The sequence below is a fragment of the Acidihalobacter yilgarnensis genome, assembly GCF_001753245.1.
GTDB lineage: Bacteria > Pseudomonadota > Gammaproteobacteria > DSM-5130 > Acidihalobacteraceae > Acidihalobacter > Acidihalobacter yilgarnensis.
Map to the genome: position 1 here is coordinate 349,305 of NZ_CP017415.1, position 24,217 is coordinate 373,521.

At 62.4% G+C, this 24,217-nt stretch carries 30 protein-coding genes, 1 other RNA gene and 2 pseudogenes; 12 read left to right on the forward strand and 21 right to left on the reverse strand.

Annotated elements, in window-relative coordinates; all coding sequences use genetic code 11:
- Positions 1-6: 6 nt before the first annotated feature.
- Entirely contained in the window at positions 7-438 is a 432-nt protein-coding gene (locus BI364_RS01720) for a GNAT family N-acetyltransferase (RefSeq protein ID WP_070077286.1), read from the reverse strand.
- Positions 435-1,091 carry a ribose-5-phosphate isomerase RpiA gene (gene rpiA, locus BI364_RS01725; RefSeq protein WP_070077287.1) on the reverse strand — a complete coding sequence of 219 codons (657 nt, stop codon included), beginning with the start codon at positions 1,089-1,091 and terminating at the stop codon, positions 435-437. The genes BI364_RS01720 and rpiA overlap by 4 nt, the downstream gene beginning before the upstream one ends.
- Positions 1,092-1,194: 103 nt before the next feature.
- On the opposite strand from rpiA, the pseudogene ilvA reads away from it, so the two are divergent.
- A pseudogene (ilvA, locus tag BI364_RS01730) lies at positions 1,195-2,705 on the forward strand (threonine ammonia-lyase, biosynthetic).
- Positions 2,706-2,714: 9 nt separating this feature from the next.
- On the opposite strand, the gene BI364_RS01735 reads toward ilvA, so the two are convergent.
- The 7 genes from BI364_RS01735 to BI364_RS01765 all read right to left on the reverse strand — a co-directional run bounded on the left by BI364_RS01735 (position 2,715) and on the right by BI364_RS01765 (position 5,699).
- Positions 2,715-3,050 carry a hypothetical protein gene (locus BI364_RS01735; RefSeq protein WP_070077288.1) on the reverse strand — a complete coding sequence of 112 codons (336 nt, stop codon included), beginning with the start codon at positions 3,048-3,050 and terminating at the stop codon, positions 2,715-2,717.
- 30 nt (positions 3,051-3,080) lie between these two features.
- Entirely contained in the window at positions 3,081-3,758 is a 678-nt protein-coding gene (locus BI364_RS01740) for a glutathione S-transferase family protein (protein ID WP_070077289.1), read from the reverse strand.
- 7 nt (positions 3,759-3,765) lie between these two features.
- Positions 3,766-4,218 carry an EVE domain-containing protein gene (locus BI364_RS01745; protein ID WP_070077290.1) on the reverse strand — a complete coding sequence of 151 codons (453 nt, stop codon included), beginning with the start codon at positions 4,216-4,218 and terminating at the stop codon, positions 3,766-3,768.
- A 66-nt stretch (positions 4,219-4,284) separates the two neighbouring features.
- Positions 4,285-4,875: a 5-formyltetrahydrofolate cyclo-ligase gene (locus BI364_RS01750; protein WP_070077291.1), complete on the reverse strand. Its 591-nt coding sequence runs from the start codon at positions 4,873-4,875 to the stop codon at positions 4,285-4,287.
- Positions 4,876-4,888: 13 nt separating this feature from the next.
- Positions 4,889-5,072: non-coding RNA, 6S RNA (gene ssrS, locus BI364_RS01755), on the reverse strand.
- A 16-nt stretch (positions 5,073-5,088) separates the two neighbouring features.
- A complete protein-coding gene (locus tag BI364_RS01760; protein ID WP_070077292.1) occupies positions 5,089-5,418 on the reverse strand; it encodes a cell division protein ZapA in 330 nt (109 codons plus the stop codon).
- Positions 5,415-5,699 carry a TIGR02449 family protein gene (locus BI364_RS01765; protein ID WP_233279561.1) on the reverse strand — a complete coding sequence of 95 codons (285 nt, stop codon included), beginning with the start codon at positions 5,697-5,699 and terminating at the stop codon, positions 5,415-5,417. The genes BI364_RS01760 and BI364_RS01765 overlap by 4 nt, the downstream gene beginning before the upstream one ends.
- A gap of 77 nt (positions 5,700-5,776) precedes the next feature.
- On the opposite strand from BI364_RS01765, the gene BI364_RS01770 reads away from it, so the two are divergent.
- The 5 genes from BI364_RS01770 to BI364_RS01790 are packed head-to-tail and all read left to right on the forward strand — an operon-like array spanning position 5,777 to position 10,440.
- Positions 5,777-6,091, forward strand: a complete 315-nt coding sequence (locus BI364_RS01770; RefSeq protein WP_070077293.1) for a hypothetical protein — start codon at positions 5,777-5,779, stop codon at positions 6,089-6,091.
- A 2-nt stretch (positions 6,092-6,093) separates the two neighbouring features.
- Positions 6,094-6,642, forward strand: a complete 549-nt coding sequence (locus BI364_RS01775; protein WP_070077294.1) for a UPF0149 family protein — start codon at positions 6,094-6,096, stop codon at positions 6,640-6,642.
- Positions 6,639-8,027, forward strand: a complete 1,389-nt coding sequence (pepP, locus tag BI364_RS01780) for a Xaa-Pro aminopeptidase (RefSeq protein WP_407639342.1) — start codon at positions 6,639-6,641, stop codon at positions 8,025-8,027. Before BI364_RS01775 ends, pepP begins: the two co-directional genes overlap by 4 nt.
- Positions 8,024-9,244: a 2-octaprenyl-6-methoxyphenyl hydroxylase gene (gene ubiH, locus BI364_RS01785; protein ID WP_070077296.1), complete on the forward strand. Its 1,221-nt coding sequence runs from the start codon at positions 8,024-8,026 to the stop codon at positions 9,242-9,244. The genes pepP and ubiH overlap by 4 nt, the downstream gene beginning before the upstream one ends.
- Complete coding sequence (locus BI364_RS01790; RefSeq protein WP_070077297.1) at positions 9,241-10,440, forward strand: UbiH/UbiF/VisC/COQ6 family ubiquinone biosynthesis hydroxylase; 1,200 nt, start codon at positions 9,241-9,243, stop codon at positions 10,438-10,440. The genes ubiH and BI364_RS01790 overlap by 4 nt, the downstream gene beginning before the upstream one ends.
- A gap of 15 nt (positions 10,441-10,455) precedes the next feature.
- On the opposite strand, the gene BI364_RS01795 is transcribed toward BI364_RS01790, so the two are convergent.
- From BI364_RS01795 to BI364_RS01810, 4 genes are all read right to left on the reverse strand, one after another.
- Entirely contained in the window at positions 10,456-10,941 is a 486-nt protein-coding gene (locus tag BI364_RS01795; RefSeq protein ID WP_070077298.1) for an FKBP-type peptidyl-prolyl cis-trans isomerase, read from the reverse strand.
- Positions 10,942-11,035: 94 nt separating this feature from the next.
- The gene (locus BI364_RS01800; protein WP_070077299.1) at positions 11,036-12,253 is read right to left on the reverse strand and encodes an HDOD domain-containing protein; all 1,218 of its coding nucleotides are present in this window, start codon (positions 12,251-12,253) and stop codon (positions 11,036-11,038) included.
- A gap of 61 nt (positions 12,254-12,314) precedes the next feature.
- On the reverse strand, positions 12,315-12,788 hold the full coding sequence (locus BI364_RS01805) for a hypothetical protein (RefSeq protein WP_156782832.1): 474 nt from the start codon (positions 12,786-12,788) through the stop codon (positions 12,315-12,317).
- Positions 12,789-12,814: 26 nt separating this feature from the next.
- Positions 12,815-13,234, reverse strand: a complete 420-nt coding sequence (locus tag BI364_RS01810) for a hypothetical protein (RefSeq protein ID WP_070077301.1) — start codon at positions 13,232-13,234, stop codon at positions 12,815-12,817.
- 89 nt (positions 13,235-13,323) lie between these two features.
- Here BI364_RS01810 and BI364_RS01815 point away from each other — a divergent pair, with 89 nt between their 5' ends.
- Positions 13,324-13,698: a hypothetical protein gene (locus BI364_RS01815; protein ID WP_156782585.1), complete on the forward strand. Its 375-nt coding sequence runs from the start codon at positions 13,324-13,326 to the stop codon at positions 13,696-13,698.
- An 11-nt stretch (positions 13,699-13,709) separates the two neighbouring features.
- On the opposite strand, the gene BI364_RS01820 is transcribed toward BI364_RS01815, so the two are convergent.
- Both BI364_RS01820 and BI364_RS01825 read right to left on the reverse strand, forming a co-directional pair.
- Entirely contained in the window at positions 13,710-13,952 is a 243-nt protein-coding gene (locus tag BI364_RS01820) for a BolA family protein (RefSeq protein WP_070077303.1), read from the reverse strand.
- A 67-nt stretch (positions 13,953-14,019) separates the two neighbouring features.
- A complete protein-coding gene (locus BI364_RS01825) occupies positions 14,020-14,484 on the reverse strand; it encodes a DUF6231 family protein (RefSeq protein WP_156782586.1) in 465 nt (154 codons plus the stop codon).
- A 91-nt stretch (positions 14,485-14,575) separates the two neighbouring features.
- Between BI364_RS01825 and BI364_RS01830 the strand changes: the two genes are divergently transcribed.
- Entirely contained in the window at positions 14,576-15,064 is a 489-nt protein-coding gene (locus BI364_RS01830) for a Crp/Fnr family transcriptional regulator (protein WP_070077305.1), read from the forward strand.
- A 34-nt stretch (positions 15,065-15,098) separates the two neighbouring features.
- On the opposite strand, the gene rnd is transcribed toward BI364_RS01830, so the two are convergent.
- From rnd to BI364_RS01855, 5 genes are read right to left on the reverse strand one after another with little or no spacing between them, the layout of a single operon-like run.
- Positions 15,099-16,298, reverse strand: coding sequence for a ribonuclease D (rnd, locus tag BI364_RS01835; RefSeq protein ID WP_070077306.1), 1,200 nt, complete (start codon positions 16,296-16,298; stop codon positions 15,099-15,101).
- A 5-nt stretch (positions 16,299-16,303) separates the two neighbouring features.
- Entirely contained in the window at positions 16,304-16,597 is a 294-nt protein-coding gene (locus BI364_RS01840; RefSeq protein ID WP_070077307.1) for a DUF1244 domain-containing protein, read from the reverse strand.
- Between the two features lie 28 nt (positions 16,598-16,625).
- Positions 16,626-17,114, reverse strand: coding sequence for a rod shape-determining protein MreD (gene mreD / locus BI364_RS01845; protein ID WP_070077308.1), 489 nt, complete (start codon positions 17,112-17,114; stop codon positions 16,626-16,628).
- The gene (mreC, locus tag BI364_RS01850) at positions 17,111-17,998 is read right to left on the reverse strand and encodes a rod shape-determining protein MreC (protein WP_083251091.1); all 888 of its coding nucleotides are present in this window, start codon (positions 17,996-17,998) and stop codon (positions 17,111-17,113) included. Before mreC ends, mreD begins: the two co-directional genes overlap by 4 nt.
- Positions 17,999-18,034: 36 nt before the next feature.
- Positions 18,035-19,066: a rod shape-determining protein gene (locus tag BI364_RS01855; RefSeq protein WP_070077310.1), complete on the reverse strand. Its 1,032-nt coding sequence runs from the start codon at positions 19,064-19,066 to the stop codon at positions 18,035-18,037.
- Between the two features lie 144 nt (positions 19,067-19,210).
- Between BI364_RS01855 and gatC the strand changes: the two genes are divergently transcribed.
- The 4 genes and pseudogenes from gatC to hslO all read left to right on the forward strand — a co-directional run bounded on the left by gatC (position 19,211) and on the right by hslO (position 23,412).
- On the forward strand, positions 19,211-19,498 hold the full coding sequence (gene gatC, locus BI364_RS01860) for an Asp-tRNA(Asn)/Glu-tRNA(Gln) amidotransferase subunit GatC (protein ID WP_070077311.1): 288 nt from the start codon (positions 19,211-19,213) through the stop codon (positions 19,496-19,498).
- Positions 19,499-19,524: 26 nt separating this feature from the next.
- A pseudogene (gatA, locus tag BI364_RS01865) lies at positions 19,525-20,978 on the forward strand (Asp-tRNA(Asn)/Glu-tRNA(Gln) amidotransferase subunit GatA).
- A gap of 45 nt (positions 20,979-21,023) precedes the next feature.
- Complete coding sequence (gene gatB, locus BI364_RS01870; RefSeq protein WP_070077312.1) at positions 21,024-22,460, forward strand: Asp-tRNA(Asn)/Glu-tRNA(Gln) amidotransferase subunit GatB; 1,437 nt, start codon at positions 21,024-21,026, stop codon at positions 22,458-22,460.
- 40 nt (positions 22,461-22,500) lie between these two features.
- Entirely contained in the window at positions 22,501-23,412 is a 912-nt protein-coding gene (gene hslO / locus BI364_RS01875; protein ID WP_070077313.1) for an Hsp33 family molecular chaperone HslO, read from the forward strand.
- A gap of 22 nt (positions 23,413-23,434) precedes the next feature.
- Here hslO and BI364_RS01880 read toward each other — a convergent pair whose 3' ends face one another.
- Positions 23,435-24,193, reverse strand: a complete 759-nt coding sequence (locus BI364_RS01880; protein WP_070077314.1) for a HesA/MoeB/ThiF family protein — start codon at positions 24,191-24,193, stop codon at positions 23,435-23,437.
- Positions 24,194-24,217 lie beyond the last annotated feature (24 nt).

Here is a 24,217-nt window from a genome sequence, read left to right on the forward strand (position 1 = left end):
CGGACGCTAGAGCATGCGGCTCAGGTGGTGCGAGCGAATGGCGTAGCCAGCGCGCAAGTAGAAGCGATGCGCGTCGAAGCGCTGCACCCCAGAGTCGAGTACGAGCTGTGCGCAGCCTGCGTCACGGGCGGTTTCCTCCAGCCATGCGAGCAGGCGGCTTCCGTGTCCGTGCGAGCGCACGGCCTCGTCGGTCACCAGGTCGTCGACGTAGAGGAAGCGCCCGACCGAGAGGTTTTCGGTCAGGCGGAACCCGGCAACCGCGCGGACTTTGCCCACATCCTCCAGCAGCGCGAGACGGAATCCACCCGCCATTAGGCGTCGAACACGTGTCGTGAAGTCTTCGGTGGCAAGATGCGGCCGCAGTTGTGACATCACCGCGAAACCGCGACGGATGTCTTCGTCGCTTTGCGCCTCGCGGATGTGTGGGTCAACGTTCATTTCAGGGTTTCGATGCCTTGGGCCGTACTGAGTAGCAGCACGTCGGCCGGGCGCACCGCGAACAGGCCAACGGTGACGATACCGGGGATCATGTTCAGCTCGCTCTCCAGCTTCACCGGGTCCATGATTTCAAGGTTGTGGACATCGAGAATGAGATTGCCGTTATCGGTCGTGAAGCCTTCGCGCAGCACGGGCTTTCCGCCGCGACGGACCAGCTCGCGGGCTACGTAGCTACGGGCCATGGGGATGACTTCGAGCGGCAGCGGGAAGCGACCTAGGTAGCTCACGAGCTTGCTGTCGTCTGCGATGCAGACGAAGCGCGTACTGGCGCCCGCGACGATTTTCTCGCGCGTCAGCGCGCCGCCACCGCCCTTGATGAGATGAAGTTGACGCGTGGCCTCGTCCGCTCCATCCACATAGAGAGGCAGGTCGCCGACGGCGTTGAGGTCGAAGACCGGAATGCCGTGCGATTTGAGACGTTGGGCTGAGACCTCGGAGCTGGCCACGGTACCGTCGATTCGCCCCTTGATGCCGGCGAGCAGGTCGATGAAGTGATTTGCCGTGGAGCCGGTACCGACGCCGACGACCATGCCGTTCTCAACGTAGCTCAGTGCGGCCTCGGCCGCGGCGCGTTTCAATGCATCCTGATCCATCTGCACTCCAAGTCCGTGGTGGGTTTCAGCATCATACCCGGATCGGGCAAGTCCTCGGAAGCGGCCTATTGCGAGGTCCAGGCCTGCCCTGTATCGTGCGGCGATGGACGATTATGTAAGACGCATCCTGACCGCAAGGGTCTACGACGTGGCACGGGAAACGCCGCTGGATGTGGCTCATGGACTTTCCCGCCGTATCCGCAACCGGGTGCTGCTCAAACGCGAGGATTTGCAACCCGTCTATAGCTTCAAGCTGAGAGGGGCCTACAACAAGATCGTGAATCTCAGCGATGAGGAGCGCGCGCGTGGCGTGATTACCGCTTCCGCGGGCAATCACGCCCAGGGCGTGGCCCTGGCTGCACGCCATCTGGGTGTGCGGGCGGTGATCGTGATGCCGCGTACCACGCCGTCGATCAAGGTGGATGCCGTGCGCGCCTACGGCGCCAAGGCGGTGCTTGAGGGCGACGACTTCGATGCCGCCTTTGCCCATACGCAGAAACTGATCGCTGCCGAAGGTTTGGTTTTTGTCCCGCCCTTCGACGATCCGGACGTGATCGCCGGTCAGGGCACCATCGCCGTCGAATTGATGCGGCAACATCGCGATCCCATCGACGCCATCTTCGTGCCAGTCGGTGGCGGCGGGCTCATCGCCGGCATCGCCGCCTACTTCAAGTCACTCAGTCCACAGACGCGCATCATCGGCGTTGAGCCGGACGATGCCGCTTCCATGCATGCCGCATTGCGTCGCGGTCGTCGTGTCAAGCTCAAGCAGGTTGGCATCTTTGCCGACGGTGCGGCCGTGCGCGAGGTTGGGCGGGAGCCATTCCGCTTAGCAAAGCAGTATGTCGACGAGGTGCTGTTGGTCGACTCGGACGAGATTTGCGCCGCGATCAAGGACATCTTCGACGAGACGCGTGCGATTTCCGAGCCCGCCGGGGCGCTTGCGCTCGCCGGGCTGAAGCGATGGGTTGCACGCGAGGGGGTCGTTGATCGCACGTTGGTGGCGATCAATAGCGGCGCCAACATGAATTTCGATCGCTTACGATACGTTGCGGAGCGTGCGGAGATTGGCGAACGTCGCGAGGCCTTGCTGGCCGTGACCGTAGCCGAGCGCCCCGGTAGCTTCCGAAAATTCTGTCGCGTGCTTGGCCGCCGCGCGATCACCGAGTTCAATTACCGTTATTCGGATCCAGACACGGCACAGGTCTTCGCGGGTATACGATTGAGCGAAGGGGATGCCGAACGCAAGACCATCATCGAGCGTTTGGAATCTAAAGGGTATCCGGTGCTCGATCTGACCGACAACGAAATGGCGAAGCTGCATATGCGCTATATGGTTGGTGGTCGAACCCCCCAATCCGACAACGAAATACTCTACCGCTTCGAATTTCCGGAGCGTCCAGGTGCACTGTTGGAATTCCTATTGCGTATGGGGGCTGCGTGGAACATCAGCTTGTTCCACTATCGCAACCACGGTGCCGCCGATGGCCGCGTCCTGATCGGCATGCAGGTCCCCCCGAGGAAAAGCCGCTGGTCGCGACCTTCCTCGATGATCTCGGTTACCCCTACTGGGAAGAGACGCAGAACCCGGCCTACCGGTTATTTTTGGCCTGAGACTTACGGTTACTTGCCTTTTTTCGCTAACGCTTCCTCGTTGAACGCGGAATCGATAGCGGCAATCACCTTTTCTACCATCCGAAAACCGTCCACCGGCGCATCGTCGGCCATGTACTTGAGCCGCAGCCGACCGAGCGAATTGATGACTCGGACGCGCTCGTCCAGCGCTGCATCTACGGAATCGACGCCGAGCTTGTCTGCCAAGCAGGCAATGATTTCTCCGGCATAGGCATTGGCGTGACTGTTGGTTCGGGCCTTGATCAAGGTTTCGGCGGGACTGCCGTCGAGTATCGGGTAGCCGCTATGGTGGTCCAGGTAGGTGAGTAGTTCGGACAGGATCATGGGTGTCTCCGTTTGCAGAGAGGGGTGGCCTCAGGCCGTGAGCAGCCCGGCTGAGAGCGATGTTGCGCAGGCTTCGCCGACGCGTTGCAGGTAATACATCAGGTCGATCGGCAGCGAGATGCCGTCGTGTACCTGGATGGGATATAGGTCGGCGGTGAGTAGCAGATCGGCACTGCTGATTTCGCCTGTGTAGAACCGCCGCTGCGCAAGGTGACGCGCCAACTCGTCGAGCCTGGACAACTGCCGGAGCTGCGCATAACCATCATAGCGGTCGTTCGCCAACGCCTCTAGCGACATACCGAAGCGCGTCGTTACCTCGGCCTTGTAGGCGGCGAGGACTTGCGGATCTTCGCCAATGTCCCGGTAGGCAGGCCGAATGGGGGCGTAGAGTCGCTCCAATACATGGTGTACGCGATGACGCCAGTCAAGCAAGGCCGCCCATGCCGCGGGATCGAGGCGGCCGTCGACCAGGGGCGGCGTATCCGGGAACAGGGTATCGATCCGTAGCAGGATGTCCGCCGAGTCGGTCAGAAGGCGACCGTCGTCGAGTTGCAGCACCGGCACGCTGCGGGCGAGCCCCAAGTCGAAAAAGGTTTCGTCGTCGGTGTAATCGAGCGCGCGTTCCACATAGGGCACGGCCTTGTAGCCGAGCGCGAGCCTGACCCGTTGCGATTCGGGTGACGACCAGAAGTAGTAGAGGGTCGGCACCGCAAGGCTACTCTAGAGCGAGAATCGCCTGCCAGTGGCGCTCGTCCACGGGCAGGATGGAAAGACGCTGGCCCTTGCGCAGCAGAGGCATATCGGCCAGCTCAGGACGCGTGCGCAGCTCGGCGAGGGTGATGACGCGGCGCAGCTTGCGCTCGAATGCTACTTCGACAAGCTGCCAGCGCGGGGCTTCCGGTACGCTTTTGGGGTCGTAGTACTTGGCTTCAGGGTCGAAGGCAGTGGGGTCAGGTTTGGCCTGACTCGCGATGCGCATGATGCCCGCCACGCCTGTCGGGTCGGCGTTGGAGTGGTAGAACAGCGCGAGGTCGCCAGGTTGCATGCCATCGCGCATGAAATTACGTGCCTGGTAGTTGCGGATGCCATCCCAAGGTTCACGGCCCACGCGCTCAAGATCGTCGATGCCGAAGGTGTCAGGCTCCGATTTCATCAGCCAATAGTGCATTTGTCTGCCATTTCGTGATGCGGGAGGCCCGCAGTATAAACCAAGGGGTGGGCACACAAGGGCATGCTACGGGACGCCGAACCGCCTCGCGCCGGCGGGGGTGACGATGCCGGCCAGCGGGACATCCCAGGCCTCGCAGGGCAGGGCTTCGACCTCCTGGAAGTCGTAAGCCAGCCCGATGAGCGCCGGTCGCTTCCAGTTCGGAAGGAGGCGCTGATAGGCGAAGGTGCGGTCGTAAAAGCCTCCCCCCATGCCCAGACGATTGCCATGACGGTCGAAACCGACCAAGGGCGTGAGCACGAGATCTAGCGCGCGGCCTTCCAGCCGTCGATTGGCCGAAGCCGCGGGCTCAGCGATGCCGAAGCGGTTGTGGCGCATTGGTGTGTTCGTTGTCCAGCGCTGAAACCAGAGTCGCCCGTCCGGGGCGAGCACGGGTAGAAAAATGCGTTTGCCAACACGATGTGCGGCCAGTAGCGCTGGCCAGGCATCGAGTTCCCCGCCGACCGCAAGATAGCCGGCGATATTGCGAGCGGCGCGAAACCAGGGGGTATGGATGAGGTGCTTGGCGACGAGGCAGCCCGCATGCGTGCGCTCGGCTTGTGAGAGAGCGGCGCGCCGGCGGCGGAGATCTCGTCGGAGTGGGTCGCGCGCATTCATGATAAAAAAGAGGACACGCTCCGTAGGTGCCGTGGTGGCCTTCGACCTTGAACCAGAGGTTCAAGTGGGGGCTTCGGCAGTGAACGTAGGCTTTCCGCTGTGTGCGGACATGCACATGTTCTCCGCAAACCGGCTCCCTGGGTAAAAAACTAGGCTCAAGGGTACTACCCGGTCACTCACGAACACCACAGAGGTGTCCTGATATTCACTATATCACGAGCCCTTGGCGGTGCTCTGTTTTTCCGGCGAGCCAACGTGATCCAAGGTGATCGCAACGGCAGCATCGAGGTTTTTGATTCGGGTTAGCAGGACTTGGTCGGCGAGCGATTGTGTAGCGTTTTGTTGCATCAGTTCGTGGATTAGGTTCAACGCGGTCATGACGGCGATGCGCTCTCCGCCGACGACGCGGCCGGTCGTGCGGATTTCCCGCATACGTACGTTGAGTGCCTGCGCGGATGCAACGAGCGCTTCCCGCTCGTCCTCCGCGCACATGACTTGATATTCGCGCTCGAGGATATGCACGCTGACAGGAATCTGGTTCATGGTGTTTCTTCCAGGTTCTTGAGGCGGCCGATCATGGCCTCGACGCGATGTTTGGTCAGTTCGTGCTTCTCGATCAGGCCGCTGCGCTCATGCTGCAGTCCCTGCAGTTGGCGTTTGAGCGTCTGGTTTTCCTTGTGTTGCCGTTCGCACAGTACGGTGAGTTCGAGGACGCGGCGCTCCAGCTCGCGTAGAGCGGCTTCGTAGAAGGCTGGGGCGGAGTCGTCAATCATGCGGTAAATATAGGCGCCCTGGCCGAACAGGGTCAACCACTGAGACCGCATACCGTGTGGGGATGCCTGGTGGTCTACGCGAGTGTTAGTATTGCGCTTTAACTCGCCCCCATAGTGTTCCCGCCGCCATGAATTCATCGCCGGATCCGCAGGATTTTTTCCAGGCCAATCCGCTGTCCGCGCAAGCGATCATAATCGAGGGCGTCACCCGACATGGTAAACCCTGCCGAGTCGTCGACAATACGGGGGCGGTGCCGGTGCCGGAGCTGCAAGCGCTACTTGACCAACTGATTAAGGATGGCCGCTTCGGCTTGTCCGGGCGCTCGCTGGCAGGTGATAGCCGTATGTTGATCGGCGCACCGGATTTCTCCCATGTGCAGTTTGGGGATGCGGTCTACCGCTTCATACTGTTTCCCTACGAGGCACGCATAGAGGCCTTCTGACGATGAGTACTCACTTCGAATCGCTGGACGAAACCCTGCGACGCGCGGGCGCGGCAATGGGCGCGGCGGAAGGGCACGGCGCGCTGTGCGGCCGGCTCGCGATACTGGAGGCGGGCGGTGAGGAGCCTTGGATACGTGAGCTTCTCGACGGCGTCGACACGAGCGATGCACGTGTTTGTCGCGAGGCCTTGTCCTCGCTCTACCACGATACCCGCCGCGCGCTAGACGATGCAGACCTATCCTTCCAGCCACTGTTGCCCGGGGACGATATCGCACTGGGTCTGCGCGTCGAAGCCCTGGGACAGTGGTGCTATGGATTCAGCACCGGACTGGTGCTCGCCGGTCTGACGCCCGAGCGGCTCGCGGACCTGGTAGAGCACGTGCGCGAATTCGTCGAAGATATCGGTCAGATCGCCCAGGTGTCGCCCGAAATGGTCGCTTACGACGAAAGCGAAGCCGATTATGCAGAACTGCTTGAATATGTACGGGTCGGCGTGTTGCTGCTGTTTGAGGAACTTCAACCCAGAGCACCGCTCCCCGGCTTGCACTGAGGCCGCCGCACCGCCCTGCCCGAAGGAGATCCACGATGACCCTCCCTACTTCCGAATTCGCCCGTCGCCGCCGTCAGCTGATGCGCCAGATCGGCGAGCGGGGTATCGTGATCATGCCAGCCGCACCCGTCAGATTGCGCAACAGGGATGCCGATTACCGCTATCGTCAGGACAGCGATTTCCTGTATCTGACCGGATTCTCCGAACCGGAGGCAGTTGCGGTGCTGATACCTGGACGCCCCCAGGGTGAATTCATTCTGTTCTGCCGCGAGCGCGATCTTGCGCAGGAAACCTGGCATGGCCGCCGCGCCGGCCAGGCGGGCGCCGTGGAGCGCTATGGTGCGGACGATTCCTTCCCCATCACGGACATCGACGACATCCTCCCCGGTCTGCTGGAAGACCGCGACCGTGTGTTCTACAGCATGGGACGGGATGCCGCCTTCGACCGCCAGCTCATGGAATGGATCAACCGCCTGCGGGCCCAGTCGCGCTCCGGCCGCCAGTCACCTCACGAATTCGTTTCGCTGGAATACCTGCTGCACGAGATGCGCCTGTTCAAATCGGCCGCCGAGCTTAAGCTGATGCGCCGGGCGGCGGAAATCGCCATTGAGGGTCACCGACGCATGATGGCGGTGTGCAGCCCGGGTTTGTATGAATACGAGATTGAGGCCGAGTTCATATACACGGCGCGTCGTCACCGCGCCGAGCTGGCCTATCAGTCCATCGTCGGCGGCGGCGAAAACGGCTGCATCCTGCACTACGTCGATAACGATGCCCCGCTGCGTGACGGCGAGCTCCTGTTGATCGATGCCGGCGCCGAGTATGCCGGTTATGCCAGCGACATTACGCGTACCTTCCCGGTCAACGGCCGTTTCACCCCGGCGCAGCGGGAGCTGTACGAGCTTGTACTCGATGCACAGCATGCGGCCATCAAGAAGACGCGCCCCGGCAATCATTGGAACGACCCACATACCGCAGCGGTACGTGTGTTGACCCGCGGATTGGTTGAGCTGGGTCTGCTCAAGGGACAGCCGGCGAAGCTGATTCGCGAGGGTGCCTATCAGCGCTTCTACATGCACCGCACCGGCCACTGGCTCGGATTGGACGTGCACGATGTCGGCGAATACAAAATCGACGGGGAATGGCGTCTGCTGGAGCCGGGCATGGTATTGACCGTCGAGCCGGGCTTGTACATCAATCCAGCTCGCGACGTGCCCAAACGCTTCCACAACATCGGTATCCGCATCGAGGACGATGTACGGGTAACGGCAAAGGGTTGTGAAGTGCTGACCGTAGACATGCCCAAGGCAGTAGACGAGATCGAGGCCTTGGTTGGCAGTTTGGTAGCCGACCCTGGGGCAACGTCCGTGCGGCGCCGCGCATGAATGTCGACTACGACATACTGATTGTCGGTGGCGGCATGGTTGGTGCGAGTCTGGGAGCGGCGCTGGCCGGTTCAGGTCGTCGCGTGGGGATTCTCGAAGCGCGACCCTATGGCACGCCAGGACAGCCGAGCTACGATGATCGCAGTACGGCCTTGGCGCTTGGATCGCGTCACTTGCTTGATCGGCTTGGCGTATGGCCGGCGCTGAGCGCAGAGGCGGCACCCATCACCCACATACACGTCAGCGACCGTGGTCATTTCGGCGTAGCGCATATCGATGCCGCTGAGCAGGGTGTGCGCGCACTGGGCTATGTCGTACCCAATCGTGCGCTCGGCGCGGCTTTGTTGCCGGTATTGGAACAGGCGGCGGGCGTAGAGCTGATCGCGCCTGCCGAAGTGGCCGATATCGAGCAGGACGATGATGGGGTTGTGGTCCGCCTCGCCGGTGGTGTGCCGTTCGAGCGCTTGAGGGCGCGCTTGGTAGTCGCCGCCGACGGTACGGGCTCGCCGATTCGCGAACAAGTGGGCATCCCGGTCGAAACGCGCGCATACGGGCAGTCTGCGTTGATTGCCAATGTCAGTGTGACACGGTTACAGGCAGGCGTCGCCTATGAGCGCTTTACCGACGAGGGGCCGCTGGCGATGCTGCCGATGGGAGGTGATCGCTATTCCCTGGTTTGGACGCATCGCGAAGCTGATTTGCCGGCGACGCTCGCCCTTGGCGATGCCGAATTCCTCGCTGCGCTACAGCAACGCTTTGGCTGGCGCCTCGGCCGGCTCAAGGCCGTCGGCCGCAGGGCCTCCTATCCCCTGGGCCTGACGCGAGCGCTGGAAACTTCGTATGGCCGAGTGGTGTTGGTGGGTAATGCCTTGCACACCCTGCATCCAGTCGCAGGGCAAGGGTTTAATCTGGCGTTAAGAGACGTCGAGGCGCTTGCGCGGGCGCTGGAGGGCATCGACGATCCCGGCGAACCAGCAGTTCTGGCGCAGTACCGACGCCTGCGGGAGGGCGATATGCGCACGGTGGTCAGCCTGACCGATGCAATGGTGCGGCTATTTTCCGGCTTGTCTCCTTTGCCGGGTGCCTTGCGCAGCCTGGGATTGGTGGCTGCCGATTGCCTACCCGATCTTAATCGTCTGCTGGCGCGTCAGCACATGGGTCTGTACGGCGCCATCGCGCCAACACGCCCGCCGGCATTCGCAGAATTTCGGGCATGAGTACCGCACATTACGAAGTTGTGGTCGTGGGCGGTGGCATGGTCGGTACCGCACTGGCTCGCGCGCTCGGCCGGCAGGGTCGTCGGGTCGCCCTGATAGAGGCGCACAAGCCTCAGCCCTGGCATGTGGACGAGGACTACGATCTGCGGGTATCCGCGATCAATCGCGCCTCCCAGCATCTGTTCGAGCATCTCGGCGCCTGGTCGGGCATGCGTGCTCGCCGTGTCAGCGCCTATCGGCGGATGCACGTTTGGGATGCCGGCGGCGCGGGTGCGATTAGCTTCGATGCGGCGGAAATCGGTGAGCCGGATCTCGGGCATATCGTCGAGAATCGTGTGATTCAGGAGGCGCTGGGCGAGGGGCTCGAAGGTGTGGCGCAGTATTGTCCCGTTGCTCTGGAGGCAATGACGATCGATGGTACGCAGGTGCGCCTGTTGTTGACCGATGGCATCGAGCTGAGTGCAGCACTGGTGGTTGGTGCCGATGGTGCCCATTCACGCGTTAGGGCGCTGGCGGGGATCGAACGAGAGGAGCGCCCATACGGACAGAAAGCGATCGTCACGACCTTGAGTACCGAGCGTTCCCACCAAGACACCGCGTGGCAGCGATTCCTGTCGACCGGCCCGGTGGCCTTGCTGCCTCTGGCCGATGGCCGCTGCTCCTTGGTCTGGTCGGCGGACACGGCGGTGGCAGACGGCTTGATGGCGCTGTCCGACGACGATTTTCGCCTTGAGCTTGGACGCGCCACTGCGCTGTGCCTAGGTTGTGTGACGGAGATTGGCGCGCGTGCCGCCTTCCCGCTCGTCGGCAGTCGCGTGCGGCCGTATGTCCGCCCCCGGATCGCCTTGGTCGGTGATGCGGCACACACTATCCACCCGTTGGCGGGTCAGGGTGTGAATCTGGGATTCATGGATGTGGCGGCCTTGGCCGGGGTGCTCGGGGGTACGCGACGGGAAGTCGGCGGCCTGAGGGTTCTGCGCGCCTACGAACGCGCGCGTCGCGCCGAGAACGAAGGTGCAATGCGGGTAATGGAGGGGTTCAAGCAGGTGTTCGGGAGTGGTTTGCCGGGACTTGCCTGGTTGCGCGGCCAAGGGCTAGCGCTGGCGGGAGGCATTCCGCCACTAAAGCGCCGGCTTGCCTCGCAGGCCCTGATGGGCGGTCATTTCACGCCACCCACCAAGGCTGATCAAGGCTAGGCGATACGCCGGATCTTAGTGCGCATGGTCGCCTGGACTGTGCGCATGGCCGTGCGACAACTCTTCCTCGGTGGCATCACGCACGTCGACCACGGTGACGTCGAAATTGAGCGGCATGCCAGCCAGCGGATGGTTGGCGTCGATAGTCACATCGTCACCGTCCACCGAGACGATCCGCACGACCTGCATGGTGCCGTCGTTCGCCTGGGCATGGAATTCCATGCCGACTTCCAGCGTGTCCACACCCTCGAACATCGCGCGGTCGATTGCCTGGATCAGGCCTTCGTGGTGTTGTCCGTAGGCGTCGTCGGGTTCGACATGCACCTGAACCACATCGCCGGCACTTTTGCCCTCAAGGGCGGTCTCAAGGCCAGGAATGATGTTGCGTGCGCCATGGAGATAGGCCATGGGTTCGCCCCCGCGGGAGCTGTCGATCACCTCGCCAGCGTCATCGGTCAAGGTGTAGTCGATGGTGACGATGGTGTTGTTGCTGATTTGCATCGATGCGGTCTCTGAACGTGTATGTCCGGCCAAGTTTACGTGATGATCGGCGGCCTGCCCAGCGCGCGCCCGGCAACCGCGGGATGTGCAGGCGTCAGCCGCCGAGCAGACGCTTGGTGTCGTCGATATCGAGTTGCGCGTCGTTGAGGAACTCTTGTATCCGCTCAGGTGTTGGAGGCGTGAGTCCCAGCTTGGCGAAGGCAGGGACTTCCTCGAAGGGCGGCCGGGCGTCGTGTAGGCCATGCTGCGCGGGCAGGAGCAGTTGTGCGACGACCACCAGGTCGGCGTAATCGGCCTCCGTGCCTGGGTTGCGGGTCCAGTCCTCGGCGCTCTGGACGACCGTCTGGAGATCGTTGTTGAGCTGCCAGTGATCGACAATCAGCATGCCGACCGGAATGCGCAGGTTGATGATGGCGGACTCCAAACGCTCGGCATCGCCCAGTAGGTTGTAGCGTTCGGCGTGCTGCAGGATGGGTATGCCGCCGATGTCGTGCAGCAGGCCGGCGAGCAATGCGTGGCTGGCTTCCAGCGAGGGTGTGCAGCGCTCGGCGAGGGTCTGACAGAGTGCCGAGACCTGTACGCTGTGCTCCCACAGCGCGCGCATGCGCTGGCGGACTGCGACCTGCTTGGTGTGGAAGACCGTGGTCAATGCCAGGCTGATGGCCAGCGAACGTGTGGTTTCCAGACCGAGTCGCCCGACCGCATCGGCCAGATTGGTGACCGGTTGGCCGCCACGCCGTGCCGCGGTATTCGCGGCACGCAGGATGCCAGCGGCCACTGCCGGGTCGATCTGCACAATCCTGGCGATGTCCTTGAGACTGATCTCCGGACGCAAGGTCGCATCGCGTATACGCATCGCGACCTCGGGCATGCTCGGAAGCTCCAAGTTGCCGCTGCTGAGCGAGCGCAGGATGTGCCCGAGCAGCGTGCCTTCTTCCTCGGTGATCGGCGTGTCTTCGACCTCATAGTCGTTTTCGCGCTGTTCGTGCAGGATGATCTCGAACAGACGGCGGTCCACGCGCAGAAGGCGGCATGGCGTCTGCGCGATCACGTCTCCCGGGCGTTCGTCGCCGAAGATTGGACGTTTGGCGCGTATGCTGCCGCTGTCGATGGATTCGTTGCCGTTGGCGCGTTTAAGCGTCAGGGTACCGTCCAGCAGATAGATCAGCCAACGGTCGCTGCCTGCGCCATCCAGCGAGTCGCGGGGCTTGAGGCTGAGTATTTGTCCCTTTTCCGCTAGTCGGTTGCGGTTCTCTGGGTTGAGTTCGGCGATGGGGACCAGATCGTCGATTTCTTCGAGCAAAATAGGCATGGGCTGGCTTCTTTGAATTCGGGTTCAATCATCGGGTATCCGTTGGCCGCTGCCAAGTGAATCAGGGACGAAGGCGCGGTTGCGGGCGCTCATGATGGTCGATTAGCTCATGCGTCGCGAGCCATTCGCGGGCGTCGGCCGCATCGTGCAGGAACCATTGACGCGTGGAGCCGAGGCGGAAGCTGTATCCCCATGCATCCATGTCGCACATCAATCGATCCCGGCCGAGGCCGGTCAGCTCGTCGGCCAGCAATATTTGTAGATAGCATACCGCGCATTCCTCGGGGTCCGTGCCGCCGGCGTCCGTGTGCAGGTGGCGGCGCCGTTCGGTATCCATGCAGATCACGTGCGCGAATTCATGCAGCAACGAGTGTACCGGGGTATCGCCGCGCACCTTGAGCGTATTGCCGATTAGCCCGGCCTCGGGTGCGCCCCAGTAGCTGCCGGGGATCTCTGCGCCATCGGGTAGCAATGACAGATGAAGGCCATAGCGCGCGACCAGTGCCTCGGCGGCACCTGCCGGGAGATCTCTCAGCGTTAGGCAAGGCGGGAGAGGGGCATTCACGAGCAGTGTCCATCGGTCAGTGCGGTCGGATTTTGACTATTTGTCTGGGTGCGAAGGCGAGCGGGGCAGTTATCCGGGTGCGCCGCGCACCAAGCTCTGGCCAGTCCCTCGTAGACGGGTATGCGGGTGTCGAGGTAGAAACGGGCCTGTTCCCAACAAGTAATCGGCGGCGCGCCGTTGGCCTCGACGACGGCCCCCTTCATCGTGACAAGAATGACCGTTGCCGCTTGCCGACGGTCGAGACGCAGTATCTGCTGCCAGGTGGTTGGCATGAAGTAGAGTCTGATTAAATCCGGGCGCTGCGAGAGCAGCATACGAATGACGTTTTTGAGGGCGCGATCGGCCTCATCCCAGCCGCCGACGAGATCGGACTCGATGAGTTTGAGGATTTCCTCGCGTCCCTTGAGTGTGAGCATGGGTGCCCCCCGCGCTACTTGTGGTTAGACTTGCCGCGCCGATCGTGTTTGGCGACGGAAGTTTGCAGTTTCATGGGAGTGCGCTGACTATGCAAGCAATCCAGGGGCGGATGATTATCAACGTGATGCGCGGTTGCCTGAGCGAGGTTTCGGCCACACTCAAGGCCTTGCGTGGACAGGTGGCCGAGACGAAGGAGGGCGACGCATTGCGTAATGGCCTGTTTTTTTCGTTGGACTTGAATCTGGCCGCGATCCATCTGTTGGGGATCAAATTGATGGAGGCCGAGCCGGTCGGCGAAGTCGATTTGAGCGGTGCTGAGCGCGTCGTGCTGGGGATGGCGGGGAGCTTTATGGCGGAACCGGTTGCACAGTTGATCGACGACGCGCTCGAGGGTTTTGCGGTCCCTGACGAACGGGTCAGTCGCGAATTGGCATCCGGCGCTGCGGGCAGACGGCTTCAGTAGCGCCGCCGACATCAGGCGTTGCGGTCTGTCCATTCCTTGGGCGTGTAGGCCTTGATGGTCAGCGCGTGGATGGCGCCGCTGGCAATGTGCTCGCCCACAGTGGCGAAGACCAGCTGATGTTCCTTGACCGGGCTCATGCCTTCGAAGGCTTCGCTGACGACCACGGCTTCGAATTTGCTGCCGTCGCCAGTCACCGTGACCTGGCAACCTGGAATGCCCTGCTCGATCAGCGTCTTAACGTTTTCGGGGATCATGCTGTCCTCGTCGGATGGGGCGGGCGGCAAAGCTTACACCAGTTCATCCCAGACGCAAGTTGACCGATTACCAACGTGTCTTTTCCCAGCGCTCGGGATGAGCCCAATGGCGCGCGTTGAGCCAGTCCGGGGTGCGCTTATAGTCGTAGAGATCGAAGTGATAAAGCGCCAGCCCTTTTGCGGATTGTGGGTACACGCCCAGTGGCCGCATCCCGAGCGCGACCATGCGCGGTGCTGACCATAGGTCGGGGTCGGCCAGACAGTAGATTTCCTCGGCATGAAGGTCGCGCAGCGCGGCGATCAGACGTTCACCGGTCGCTTGCGGAAGCGTTTCCAGGCATCCGGCCATCAGGGCCAAGGGATAGCGGTGCGCCGGCGGTCGCGCAAGCAGATCCAGCGCATCCGTTGGCGCGGGTCCACCCAGCGCGAGCAGTCGTTGGCATAGCGGGTGTTCTCCGGGCGCAAGCAAGACTAGCTGGTCCGATGGCCGTGAGAGTGCAAGCCTTTCTAAATCCGCGAACGGGTCGGGCATGAGTAGCCTCCGGGGGTTAGGGCGGCGGATGAGCGCTATCGCTTCAGGTATACTCGCGCCGGAACGATATCTTGTCAGGGGAGCCGCCATAATGCAGAAAAAGGTAGACGATCTCGTCCAGTTTCTCAGCGAACACGGCCTGTGTGCCTCCTTGACGACGAAGGAGGTCGAGAAGATGCTCGAATTCACCGAAGAGATGTATCTCGATCGCGGTCAGGTGGTGATGGAGATCGGCGACGTGGGCGAGGCGCTGTTTTTCGTCGTCGAGGGTGAAATCGTCCTGCTATACGACACGGGTACCATGGAGACTGAGGTCGGGCGCCGACGCCAAGGCGAGCTGATGGGCGAGATGTCCTTCTTCGACCGCAAGCCTCGACTGACCCGCATGCGCGCTACGCGCAACCGCACGCGCCTGCTCAAGCTTTCTCGCCCGATGTATGAGCGCATGCGTGTGGAGCAGCCCTTCATCACGGTCAACTTTCTGGAATACGCGATCGTGAGTCTGGATCATCTGATTCGGGAGATGAGCACGGACGTCGCCGTGTTGACGGATTACTATTTCGCGCCAGGCAAAAAATAACCGCCGGTAGGTGCCGAGCCGGTCGAGGGGGGCTTTACCCCTCATCCGATGTCGGCATGAGACTGGCCTGGCCATCGTGCATGCGCACGGTGAGCTGCCCTTCGATGACCGCCCGTAATGTGTGACCGACGACATGCGCGCGCCAGCCTTGCATAACGGGTAGGTCCGTTTTCCCGCTGGCCAGGTGCTCAAGCTCTCGGCGCGTGGCCAGCATCGCCGGGGCGATATCCTGACGTCTGGCTTCGAGTCGCAGCGTTGCCATCAGTAGATCGGCGAGCGCTTCTTGCTCCGGACTGAGCACTAGGCGGTCGGCCAGGATTGGCCATTCGGATTCGGGGCGTTCGCGTGCCTCGGCCACGAGGCGCAATAGCGTATCGCCATGACGTCCGACGACCGCGTCCGGCAGGCCGCGGATGCGCTGCAACATGTCACGTGATGCTGGGGGGCGGCGCGCAATGTCGATCAGCGGCTCGTCGGCCAATATCCAGCGTCTGGGGCGGTCGGCGACTTGCGCCTGACGTTCGCGCCAAGCAGCGAGTGATTGTGCGATGCTCAGTTGTACGCCCTGGAGATGGTGTACCCCTTTCAGTCGATGCCACACTGCCTCGGGGTCGGTGGTGTAGGTGTCGGGGTCGCCCAGTCTGCGAAAGTCGTCGCCCAGCCAGGACAGGCGCCCGCGCGCGCTGAGTGCCGTATGTTGCTGGGCGTAGAGTTCACCGAGATAGCGCACGTCATCGGCTGCATAGTGAATCTGCGCGGGGTCCAGCGGGCGTTGCGACCAGTCGGTGCGCGCATGCCCCTTGTCCAACGTCACGTCAATGGCTTCGGCGACCAATCGTCCATAGCCGATTTGTTCGCCTTGCCCGAGTAGTGCCGCGGCGATCTGGGTATCGAAGACCGGCATCGGGATTTCACCCCAGAGCTGATAAAGGATTTCCAGATCCTGATGGGCAGCGTGCAAGATTTTGGTGATGCCTTTATTACAGAGTATCGGACGCAGAGCATCGATATCGGGTAGCGCCAATGGATCAACGCAGGCCACGATGCCGGGCGCGGCGAGTTGGATCAGGCACAGGCGGGCACGATAGGTCTTCTCACGTAAAAACTCGGTATCGATCGCCAACCAAGGGGCATCCGCCAGCCTAGACGCGAGCGCTGCCAAGGCCTCCGGAGTATCGATATACAAGTCCTCGGCGTTGGGGACTCTTGGGCTCGCGACGACGACCGTATCCATCGCCATCAATCCCGTTGCGCCTTCGCGAAGGCCTGTGTCTGCTCTGGGCTGGCCTCGCGCTGATAGCGGGCTTTCCACTCGGCGTAAGGCATGCCATAGACGATCTCGCGCGCGGCTTCGTAATCGACGGCCTGGTGTCGCTCATTGGCGGCGGCGCTGTACCATTTGGACAGGCAGTTGCGGCAGAAACCGGCAAGATTCATCAGGTCGATGTTCTGTACGTCGCTACGTTCGCGGAGATGTTCGACGAGGCGGCGGAAGGCGGCGGCCTCGATCTCGGTGCGTGTCTGGTCGTCCATGGGGTATCTCCTGTGAGGGCGTCTGCGATCAGCCGGTGAGCTGCAGGCGCCGACGGATATGACGGAGGAGCAGAAATATCAGCGGCCAGAGCAGCATACTGGTCAGCACGGGTATCCAGTACACGCGCTGATCGGGGGCATGGCCAGTGATGCCATATACCCAGAGCAGCAGTATACGGTAGACCAATAACATCAAGCCGACCGCGATCGATTGCTGCCAGAGCGGGTAGACGCGCACGCGCTGATGGGTGCGTATGCTCAGGTAGGCGACGATGGTCAGCGCGAGGGCGTGTTGACCCAGCAGGGAACCCGTCAACACGTCGAGCAGCAATCCGGTGAGCCAAGCGGTGCCGAGGCTGATGCGCCTGGGCAGGGCCATGCTCCAGTAGATGATGGCCATGGCCACCCACTCGGGACGGGTAGCCGTCAGCGACGCCGGCATGGCGATTACGCTGAGGCTCAGGGCGATGACGAGCGTGAGTCCGATGCCCAAATTACGCTTGAGCGGCGACGTCATTTCCGTTTCCCGTGTGGACTGGTGTCGGTGTGCGGCGTCTCATCCAGGACGGGTTTATGCGGTGGGTGATACCACAGCAGCAGGACTTCGCGATAGCGGTCGAGTTGCGCGGTTGGCTGACATAGGACTTTGGCGAAGGGATCGCCTGGTTCCCGGTTGACCTGAGTGACCCGACATACTGGGTAGTGAGGTGGGAAGCGCTCGCCCAGGCCGGAAGTGCTGAGCAGATCGCCGACGCGGATGTCGGCGTTGACCGGTGCGCTGCGTACGTCGAGTGCATCGGGTTGCCCGGTACCGATGGCGAGTAGGCGCAGGCCGCTGCGCGTGTCGATGACCGGCACCGCGCTGCTGGGATCGGCAATCAGCAGGACCTGCGCATTGAATGGGCCAACCTGGATCACTTGGCCCATCAACCCGCCGGCATCGATGACCGGCTGCCCTTGGTAGACGCCATCGCGGCTGCCCTGGTTGATCAGTTCGCGCTGGCTGTAGGGGTCGAGATCGATCGACACCAAACGTGCGATTTTGACCTTTTCAGTGGTGTGCTCGGAGGCGTTGAGGAGTTGGCGCAGATGCGCGTTCTCGCTGGCCAGCGCCTGGTATTTCTGCAAGCGGGCCTTGAGCAGGAGGTTGTTGCGTTGGAGTTCGCGGTTGCTGTCGATCAGCTGCGTGTGGCTGCTGAAGGCCTCCCCAAGCCAGTGGCCAGCGCGATTGGGGAGGCTGGCCAGAAGCTGTAGGGGGTAGACGACGTATTCGAGCGTGCTGCGCGCCTCGCTCAGTACCGTCAGGCGTTGATCCGCCGTCATCAGTGCGATGGAGAGCGCGACCAGTAGCACCAGTTTGAGGTGCAGCGTGGGGCCTAGGTTGAACAGTGGCTGCTTAATGCCTGGCGCTCCCCGTCAGCAGGCTTACCTGCGCGGTTACTCGACCGCAAGAAAATCCGCGCCGTGCTCGTCGATCATTTCCAGTACGCGCCCGCCGCCGCGTGCGACGCAGGTCAAGGGGTCGTCGGCGATCACGACCGGGGCGCCGGTTTCTTCCATGATCAGGCGATCCAGGTCGTGCAGCAGCGCGCCGCCACCGGTCAGCACGATACCGCGCTCGGCCACGTCGGCGCCAAGCTCGGGTGGCGTCTGCTCAAGGGCGGTCTTCACCGCACCGACGATGCCGAACAGAGGCTCCTGCAGGGCTTCGAGGATTTCGTTGCTGTTGAGGGTGAAGCTGCGCGGCACGCCCTCGGCGAGATTGCGGCCCTTGATCTCGATTTCGCGCAGTTCTCGGCCGGGGTAGGCCGACCCGATCTCGAATTTGATCCGCTCCGCGGTCGCTTCGCCGATCAGCATGCCGTAGTTGCGGCGTACGTAGTTGATGATGGCTTCGTCGAATTTGTCGCCGCCGATGCGTACCGATGAGGAGTAGACGATGCCATTCAAAGACAGCACGGCGACTTCGGAGGTACCGCCGCCGATGTCTAGCACCATTACGCCCTTGGGCTCGTCCACCGGAATGCCCGCGCCGATCGCGGCGGCCATCGGTTCCTCGATCAGGAAGACCTTGCGTGCGCCCGCCCCGGAAACGGATTCGCGGATTGCGCGCCGTTCGACCTGGGTTGCACCGCAGGGTACGCAGACCACGACTCGCGGGCTGGGTCGGAACCATCGATTCTGATGCACCTTGCGGATGAAGTGCTGCAGCATCTTCTCGGTGGTGGTGAAGTCGGCGATCACGCCATCCTTGAGTGGGCGGATGGCGGTGATGTTGGCTGGGGTGCGGCCGAGCATCTTCTTCGCGTCCGTGCCCACGGCCTCGACCGAGCGCATACCGCCGTTGCGATCCTGTCGGATGGCGACCACGGAAGGTTCATTCAGCACAATGCCTTTGCCGCGCATGTAAATGAGGGTATTGGCAGTGCCCAGGTCGATCGATAAATCGTTGGAAAGGAAACCAAACATCGCGTAGGTGGGATAGTGGCCGTAAGGCGGGATTGAGGAATCGCGGTACTCTATCAACAGGGTGGGTTTTGAGCAAGGCGGGAATATGGTAGTTTTCCATATCTTGCGCCACGCACTTCAATTCCTTCACGAGGTTGCCCCATCATGTCCCTTGCCCCTGACGAGGTCAGGCGTATCGCCAAGCTGGCACGTCTGGCGCTCGATGCTGACGCGGTCGAGGCCTACGCGCACGATCTGTCTTCGATCCTGGCCTTCGTCGAACAGCTCGACGCGGCGCCCACCGAGGGCGTTGAGCCGATGGCGCATCCGCAGGACGCGACCCAGCGTCTACGCCCCGATGCGATTACCGAGACGAATACCCGCGAGCGCTTCCAGGCCATTGCCCCGGCCGTTGAGGCGGGTCTTTATCTGGTGCCCAAAGTCATCGAATAAGCTCGTATACCCCCCACGGAATCCGCATGCACACGAAAACCATTGCAGAACTGTCCCGGGCGCTTGCCGGGGGCGAAATCTCCAGCGTCGAGTTGACGCACCACTTTCTGGCGCGCATCCGGCAGCACGGGGAAGCGCTCAACGCCTTGATTACCGTTACCGAGTCCCAGGCGCTGCTTCAGGCGGCGGCGGCTGATGCGCGCATCGCGGCCGGGGACGGCGGTCCTCTGACCGGCATCCCGCTGCTGCACAAGGATATCTTCTGCACCGACGGGGTGCGGACTTCCTGCGGCTCGCGCATGCTCGATAATTTTGTCGCGCCCTACGATGCCGCCGTGGTCACACGTCTGCAAGATGCGGGGATGGTCATGCTCGGCAAGGCCAATATGGACGAGTTCGCGATGGGTTCGTCCAACGAGAACAGCTTTTACGGCCCAGCCAAAAACCCCTGGGATACCGCGCGTATCCCAGGCGGTTCCTCCGGCGGTTCAGCCGCCGCCGTGGCGGCGCGTCTGGCGCCGGCGGCAACCGGCACGGATACCGGCGGATCGATTCGTCAACCGGCCTCAATGTGCGGCATCACCGGCATTAAGCCGACCTATGGCCGCGTGTCGCGCTGGGGCATGATCGCCTTCGCTTCCAGCTTGGATCAGGGGGGCCGCTGGCGGCCAGTGCCGAGGATTGCGCGCTGTTGCTCGGCGCCATGGCCGGCTTCGATCCGCGCGATTCGACCAGCATCGACCGTCCGGTACCCGACTACACCACCGGGTTGGATGCGGACCTTGCCGGCCTTCGCATTGGCTTGCCCAAGGAATATTTCGGCGAAGGTCTCGACGCTGGCGTGGCGGCGGCGATCAGCGCAGCAGTGGACGTGTTTCGGAGTCTTGGTGCAACGGTCAGCGAGATCAGCCTGCCGAATACGCATCTTGCGGTGCCGGCCTATTACGTGGTCGCGCCGGCGGAATGTTCATCGAATCTGTCGCGCTTTGACGGCGTGCGCTTCGGTCACCGCTGCGAGGATCCGGCGGATCTTACCGATCTCTATGAGCGTTCGCGCGGCGAGGGCTTCGGCGACGAGGTCAAACGGCGCATCATGGTCGGCACCTATGCCCTGTCTGCCGGTTACTACGACGCCTATTACCTCAAGGCGCAGAAGGTGCGACGCCTGATCAGCGAGGACTATCGCCGTGCGTTCGCATCAGTCGATCTGATCCTCGGGCCGACCAGTCCGAGCACCGCCTTCTCCATTGGCGAAAAAGCGACCGATCCGGTGAGTATGTATCTTTCCGACATCTACACCATCGCGGTGAACCTCGCCGGCCTGCCGGGGATGTCGGTGCCCGCCGGTTTCGCTGCTGGGCTGCCGGTGGGGTTGCAGATTGTGGGTAACTACTTCGAGGAGGGGCGCATGCTCAATGCGGCGCACCGCTTCCAGCAGGCCACCGACTGGCATACCCGCATTCCGCAGGGTTTCGAATGAGTTTCAGGCATTTTCATCGGCACAGCACACTTGGGTAACCACGCTATGGAATGGGAAGTCGTTATCGGGTTGGAGATACACGCCCAGCTCGCCACCCGCAGCAAAATTTTCTCCGGCGCCGCCACCGCCTATGGCGCGGCACCCAACACCCAGGCCTGCGCTGTCGATCTGGGCATGCCTGGAGTGTTGCCGGTGCTTAACGCCGAGGCCGTGCGTATGGCCGCGAAGTTCGGCCTGGCCGTCGGTGCGCGCGTGGCCGAGCGCTCGGTGTTCGCGCGCAAGAATTACTTTTACCCCGACCTGCCCAAGGGCTACCAGATTTCGCAGTACGAACTGCCCGTGGTCAACCAGGGCCAGATCGAGATTGAGCTGGAGGGCGGCGAGACCAAGATCATCGGCGTGACCCGCGCGCACCTCGAAGAGGATGCGGGTAAATCGCTGCATGAGGAGTTTGCGGGCGCTACCGGCATCGATCTCAACCGGGCCGGCACCCCGTTGCTGGAGATCGTCTCCGAGCCGGACATGCGTTCGGCCAAGGAAGCGGTCGCTTACATGAAGAAGATTCACACCTTGGTGCGATATCTGGGCATCTGCGACGGCAACATGCAGGAGGGTTCGTTCCGTTGCGACGCCAACGTGTCCGTGCGCCCGATGGGGCAGGAGACGTTCGGCACCCGTACCGAGACCAAAAATCTCAATTCCTTCCGCTTTGTCGAGCGTGCGATCAACTACGAGATCGAGCGCCAGATCGACATCCTGGAAGGTGGTGGGTCGATCACGCAGGAAACGCGCCTGTACGATGCCAACAAGGACGAGACGCGTCCCATGCGTTCCAAGGAAGAGGCCAACGATTACCGCTACTTCCCTGATCCAGACCTGCTGCCGTTGGACATTGACGCTGCCTTTCTGAAGGCCGTGCGAGAGGATCTGCCGGAACTGCCGGATGAGAAAAAGCACCGCTTCATGGTGCATTACGGGTTGTCGGCCTACGACGCCGGCGTGCTGATCGTTAGCCGCGAGTTGGCAGATTTCTACGAGGCCGTGGTCGTGGCCTGCGGCGGTCAGGCCAAGCTGGCCGCCAACTGGGTGATGGGGGATTTCTCCGCCTTGCTCAACAAGGATGGATGCGAGCTTGCCGACAGTCCGGTGGATGCGGCCATGCTCGGCGGCCTGCTCGCACGTATTGAGGACGACACGATCTCCGGCAAAATCGCCAAGGAAGTGTTCGAGGCGATGTGGGCCGGCGAGGGCGACGCCGATGCAGTGATCGAGGCCCGTGGACTCAAACAGATCACTGATGTTTCGGCTATCGAGGGGATCATCGACGAAATCATTGCCGCCAATCCGGCGCAGCTGGAGCAGTATCGCGGCGGTAAGGACAAGTTGTTCGGCTTCTTCGTCGGTCAGGCCATGAAGGCTACGCAGGGCAAGGCCAACCCGCAGCAGCTCAACGAGTTGCTCAAGCGCAAGCTCGCCGGCTGATATCGATGGCATATGCTCGACGACCGGATGGCGGTGTTCGATGAACGAAAACGATTCCCTGAGGCGTTTTCTGATCGAGCGTACCCACGTGCGCGGCGAGTGGGTGCATCTTGATGCCACTTGGCAGGCGTTGCTGGAGCGTGCGGAATATCCTGAGCCTGTGCGTCGCTTGCTGGGTGAGGCACTGGTTGCCACCGCTTTGCTGTCGGCCACCATCAAGTTCAGTGGCTCGCTGATTCTGCAGATTCGCGGTGATGGGCCGGTGCCGTTGCTGGTGGTGCAGGCCCGCGTTGAGCGTCCGCGCAATGGGGAAGGCGAAGGCGACGGACGGCGTACCTTGCGGGGGCTTGCCCACTGGAGTGGAGAAATTCTCCCGGGCACGCTGGCCGAGCTTTGCGGTAGTGGCCATCTTGCGCTCACCATCGACCCGGGCGACGGCCGCGAGCGCTATCAGGGTATCGTCGCACTGGAGGGCGCCTCGTTGGCAGAGGCCCTGCAGGGTTACTTCGAGCGTTCCGAGCAATTACCGACCCGTTTGTGGCTGGCCATCGACGAGGCGCGTGCGGCGGGCCTGTTGCTGCAGGCGCTGCCCGTCGAGGTCGCTGACCCGGATGCCTGGCGACGTACCGTGGGATTGGCCGACACCTTGGCGCCGGATGAGCTGATCGCTTTGCCGGCGGAGGTGTTGCTTCACCGCCTGTATCACGAAGAACAGGTACGTCTATTCGACCGCGAACCCGTCGGGTTTCACTGTGGCTGCTCGCGGCCGCGTGTGGAAGAAGTGATTCGTGGGCTGGGTCGGACGGAAGCGGACGATATCCTTGCCGAACAGGGCCGTATTTCCGTGGATTGCGAGTTCTGTGGGGCGCATTACGCGTTTGATGCCGTCGATGTGGAGGCGATCTTCGCCATTGACTCGCAGCCGCCTCCGGTGCCGCACACCGAGCACTGATTCGTCGCGCACGGCGCGGGCGTCAGACAGCGCCGTTTTGCCCGCCGCAGATCGGACAATCCGGGTCGCGCCGTAGTCGAATGCTACGCCACTCCATACGCAGGGCATCGAGAATCAACACCCGCCCGCACAGCAGTTCGCCCATGCCGGCGAGCAGCTTGAGTGCTTCCGTGGCCTGAATCGTGCCGATGATTCCGACGACCGGGGCCAGAATGCCGCGGTTTGAGCAAGTGTCGTCCTCGTCCGTCCCTTCCGGGTAGAGGCAACGATAGCAGGGGCTATCCGCGCGTCTTGGGTCGAACACGCTGACTTGGCCGTCGAAGCGGATGGCGGCGCCGGAAACCAGCGGCGTGCCCGTCTCGACGCACAGGCGGTTGAGGGTGTCGCGGATCACGAAGTTATCGGTGCAGTCGAGCACCACGTCGACGGCGGAGATCTCCGTCATCAAGGCCTCGGCATCCAGATGTTCGCGCAAGCCGCGCACGCCCACCTCCGGGTTCAGGCCCCGAACGGCATCGATTGCCGAATCGACCTTGTGCCGTCCGATGTCGGCGGTGCCGTGTACGATCTGCCGCTGGAGGTTGGAGGCGTCGACGGTATCGAAATCCGCGAGCACCAGATGGCCTACGCCGGCAGCTGCGAGATACAGCGCAGCGGGTGAGCCGAGGCCGCCGAGCCCGACGATAAGGGCGCGTGATTCCAGTAGGCGCAGTTGCCCCGGATAGCCCAGTTCCTTGAGCATGATGTGGCGGCTGTAGCGCAGGAGTTGGTCGTCGTCCATGTGTCTCGCGTAGGTTGGCGGGTC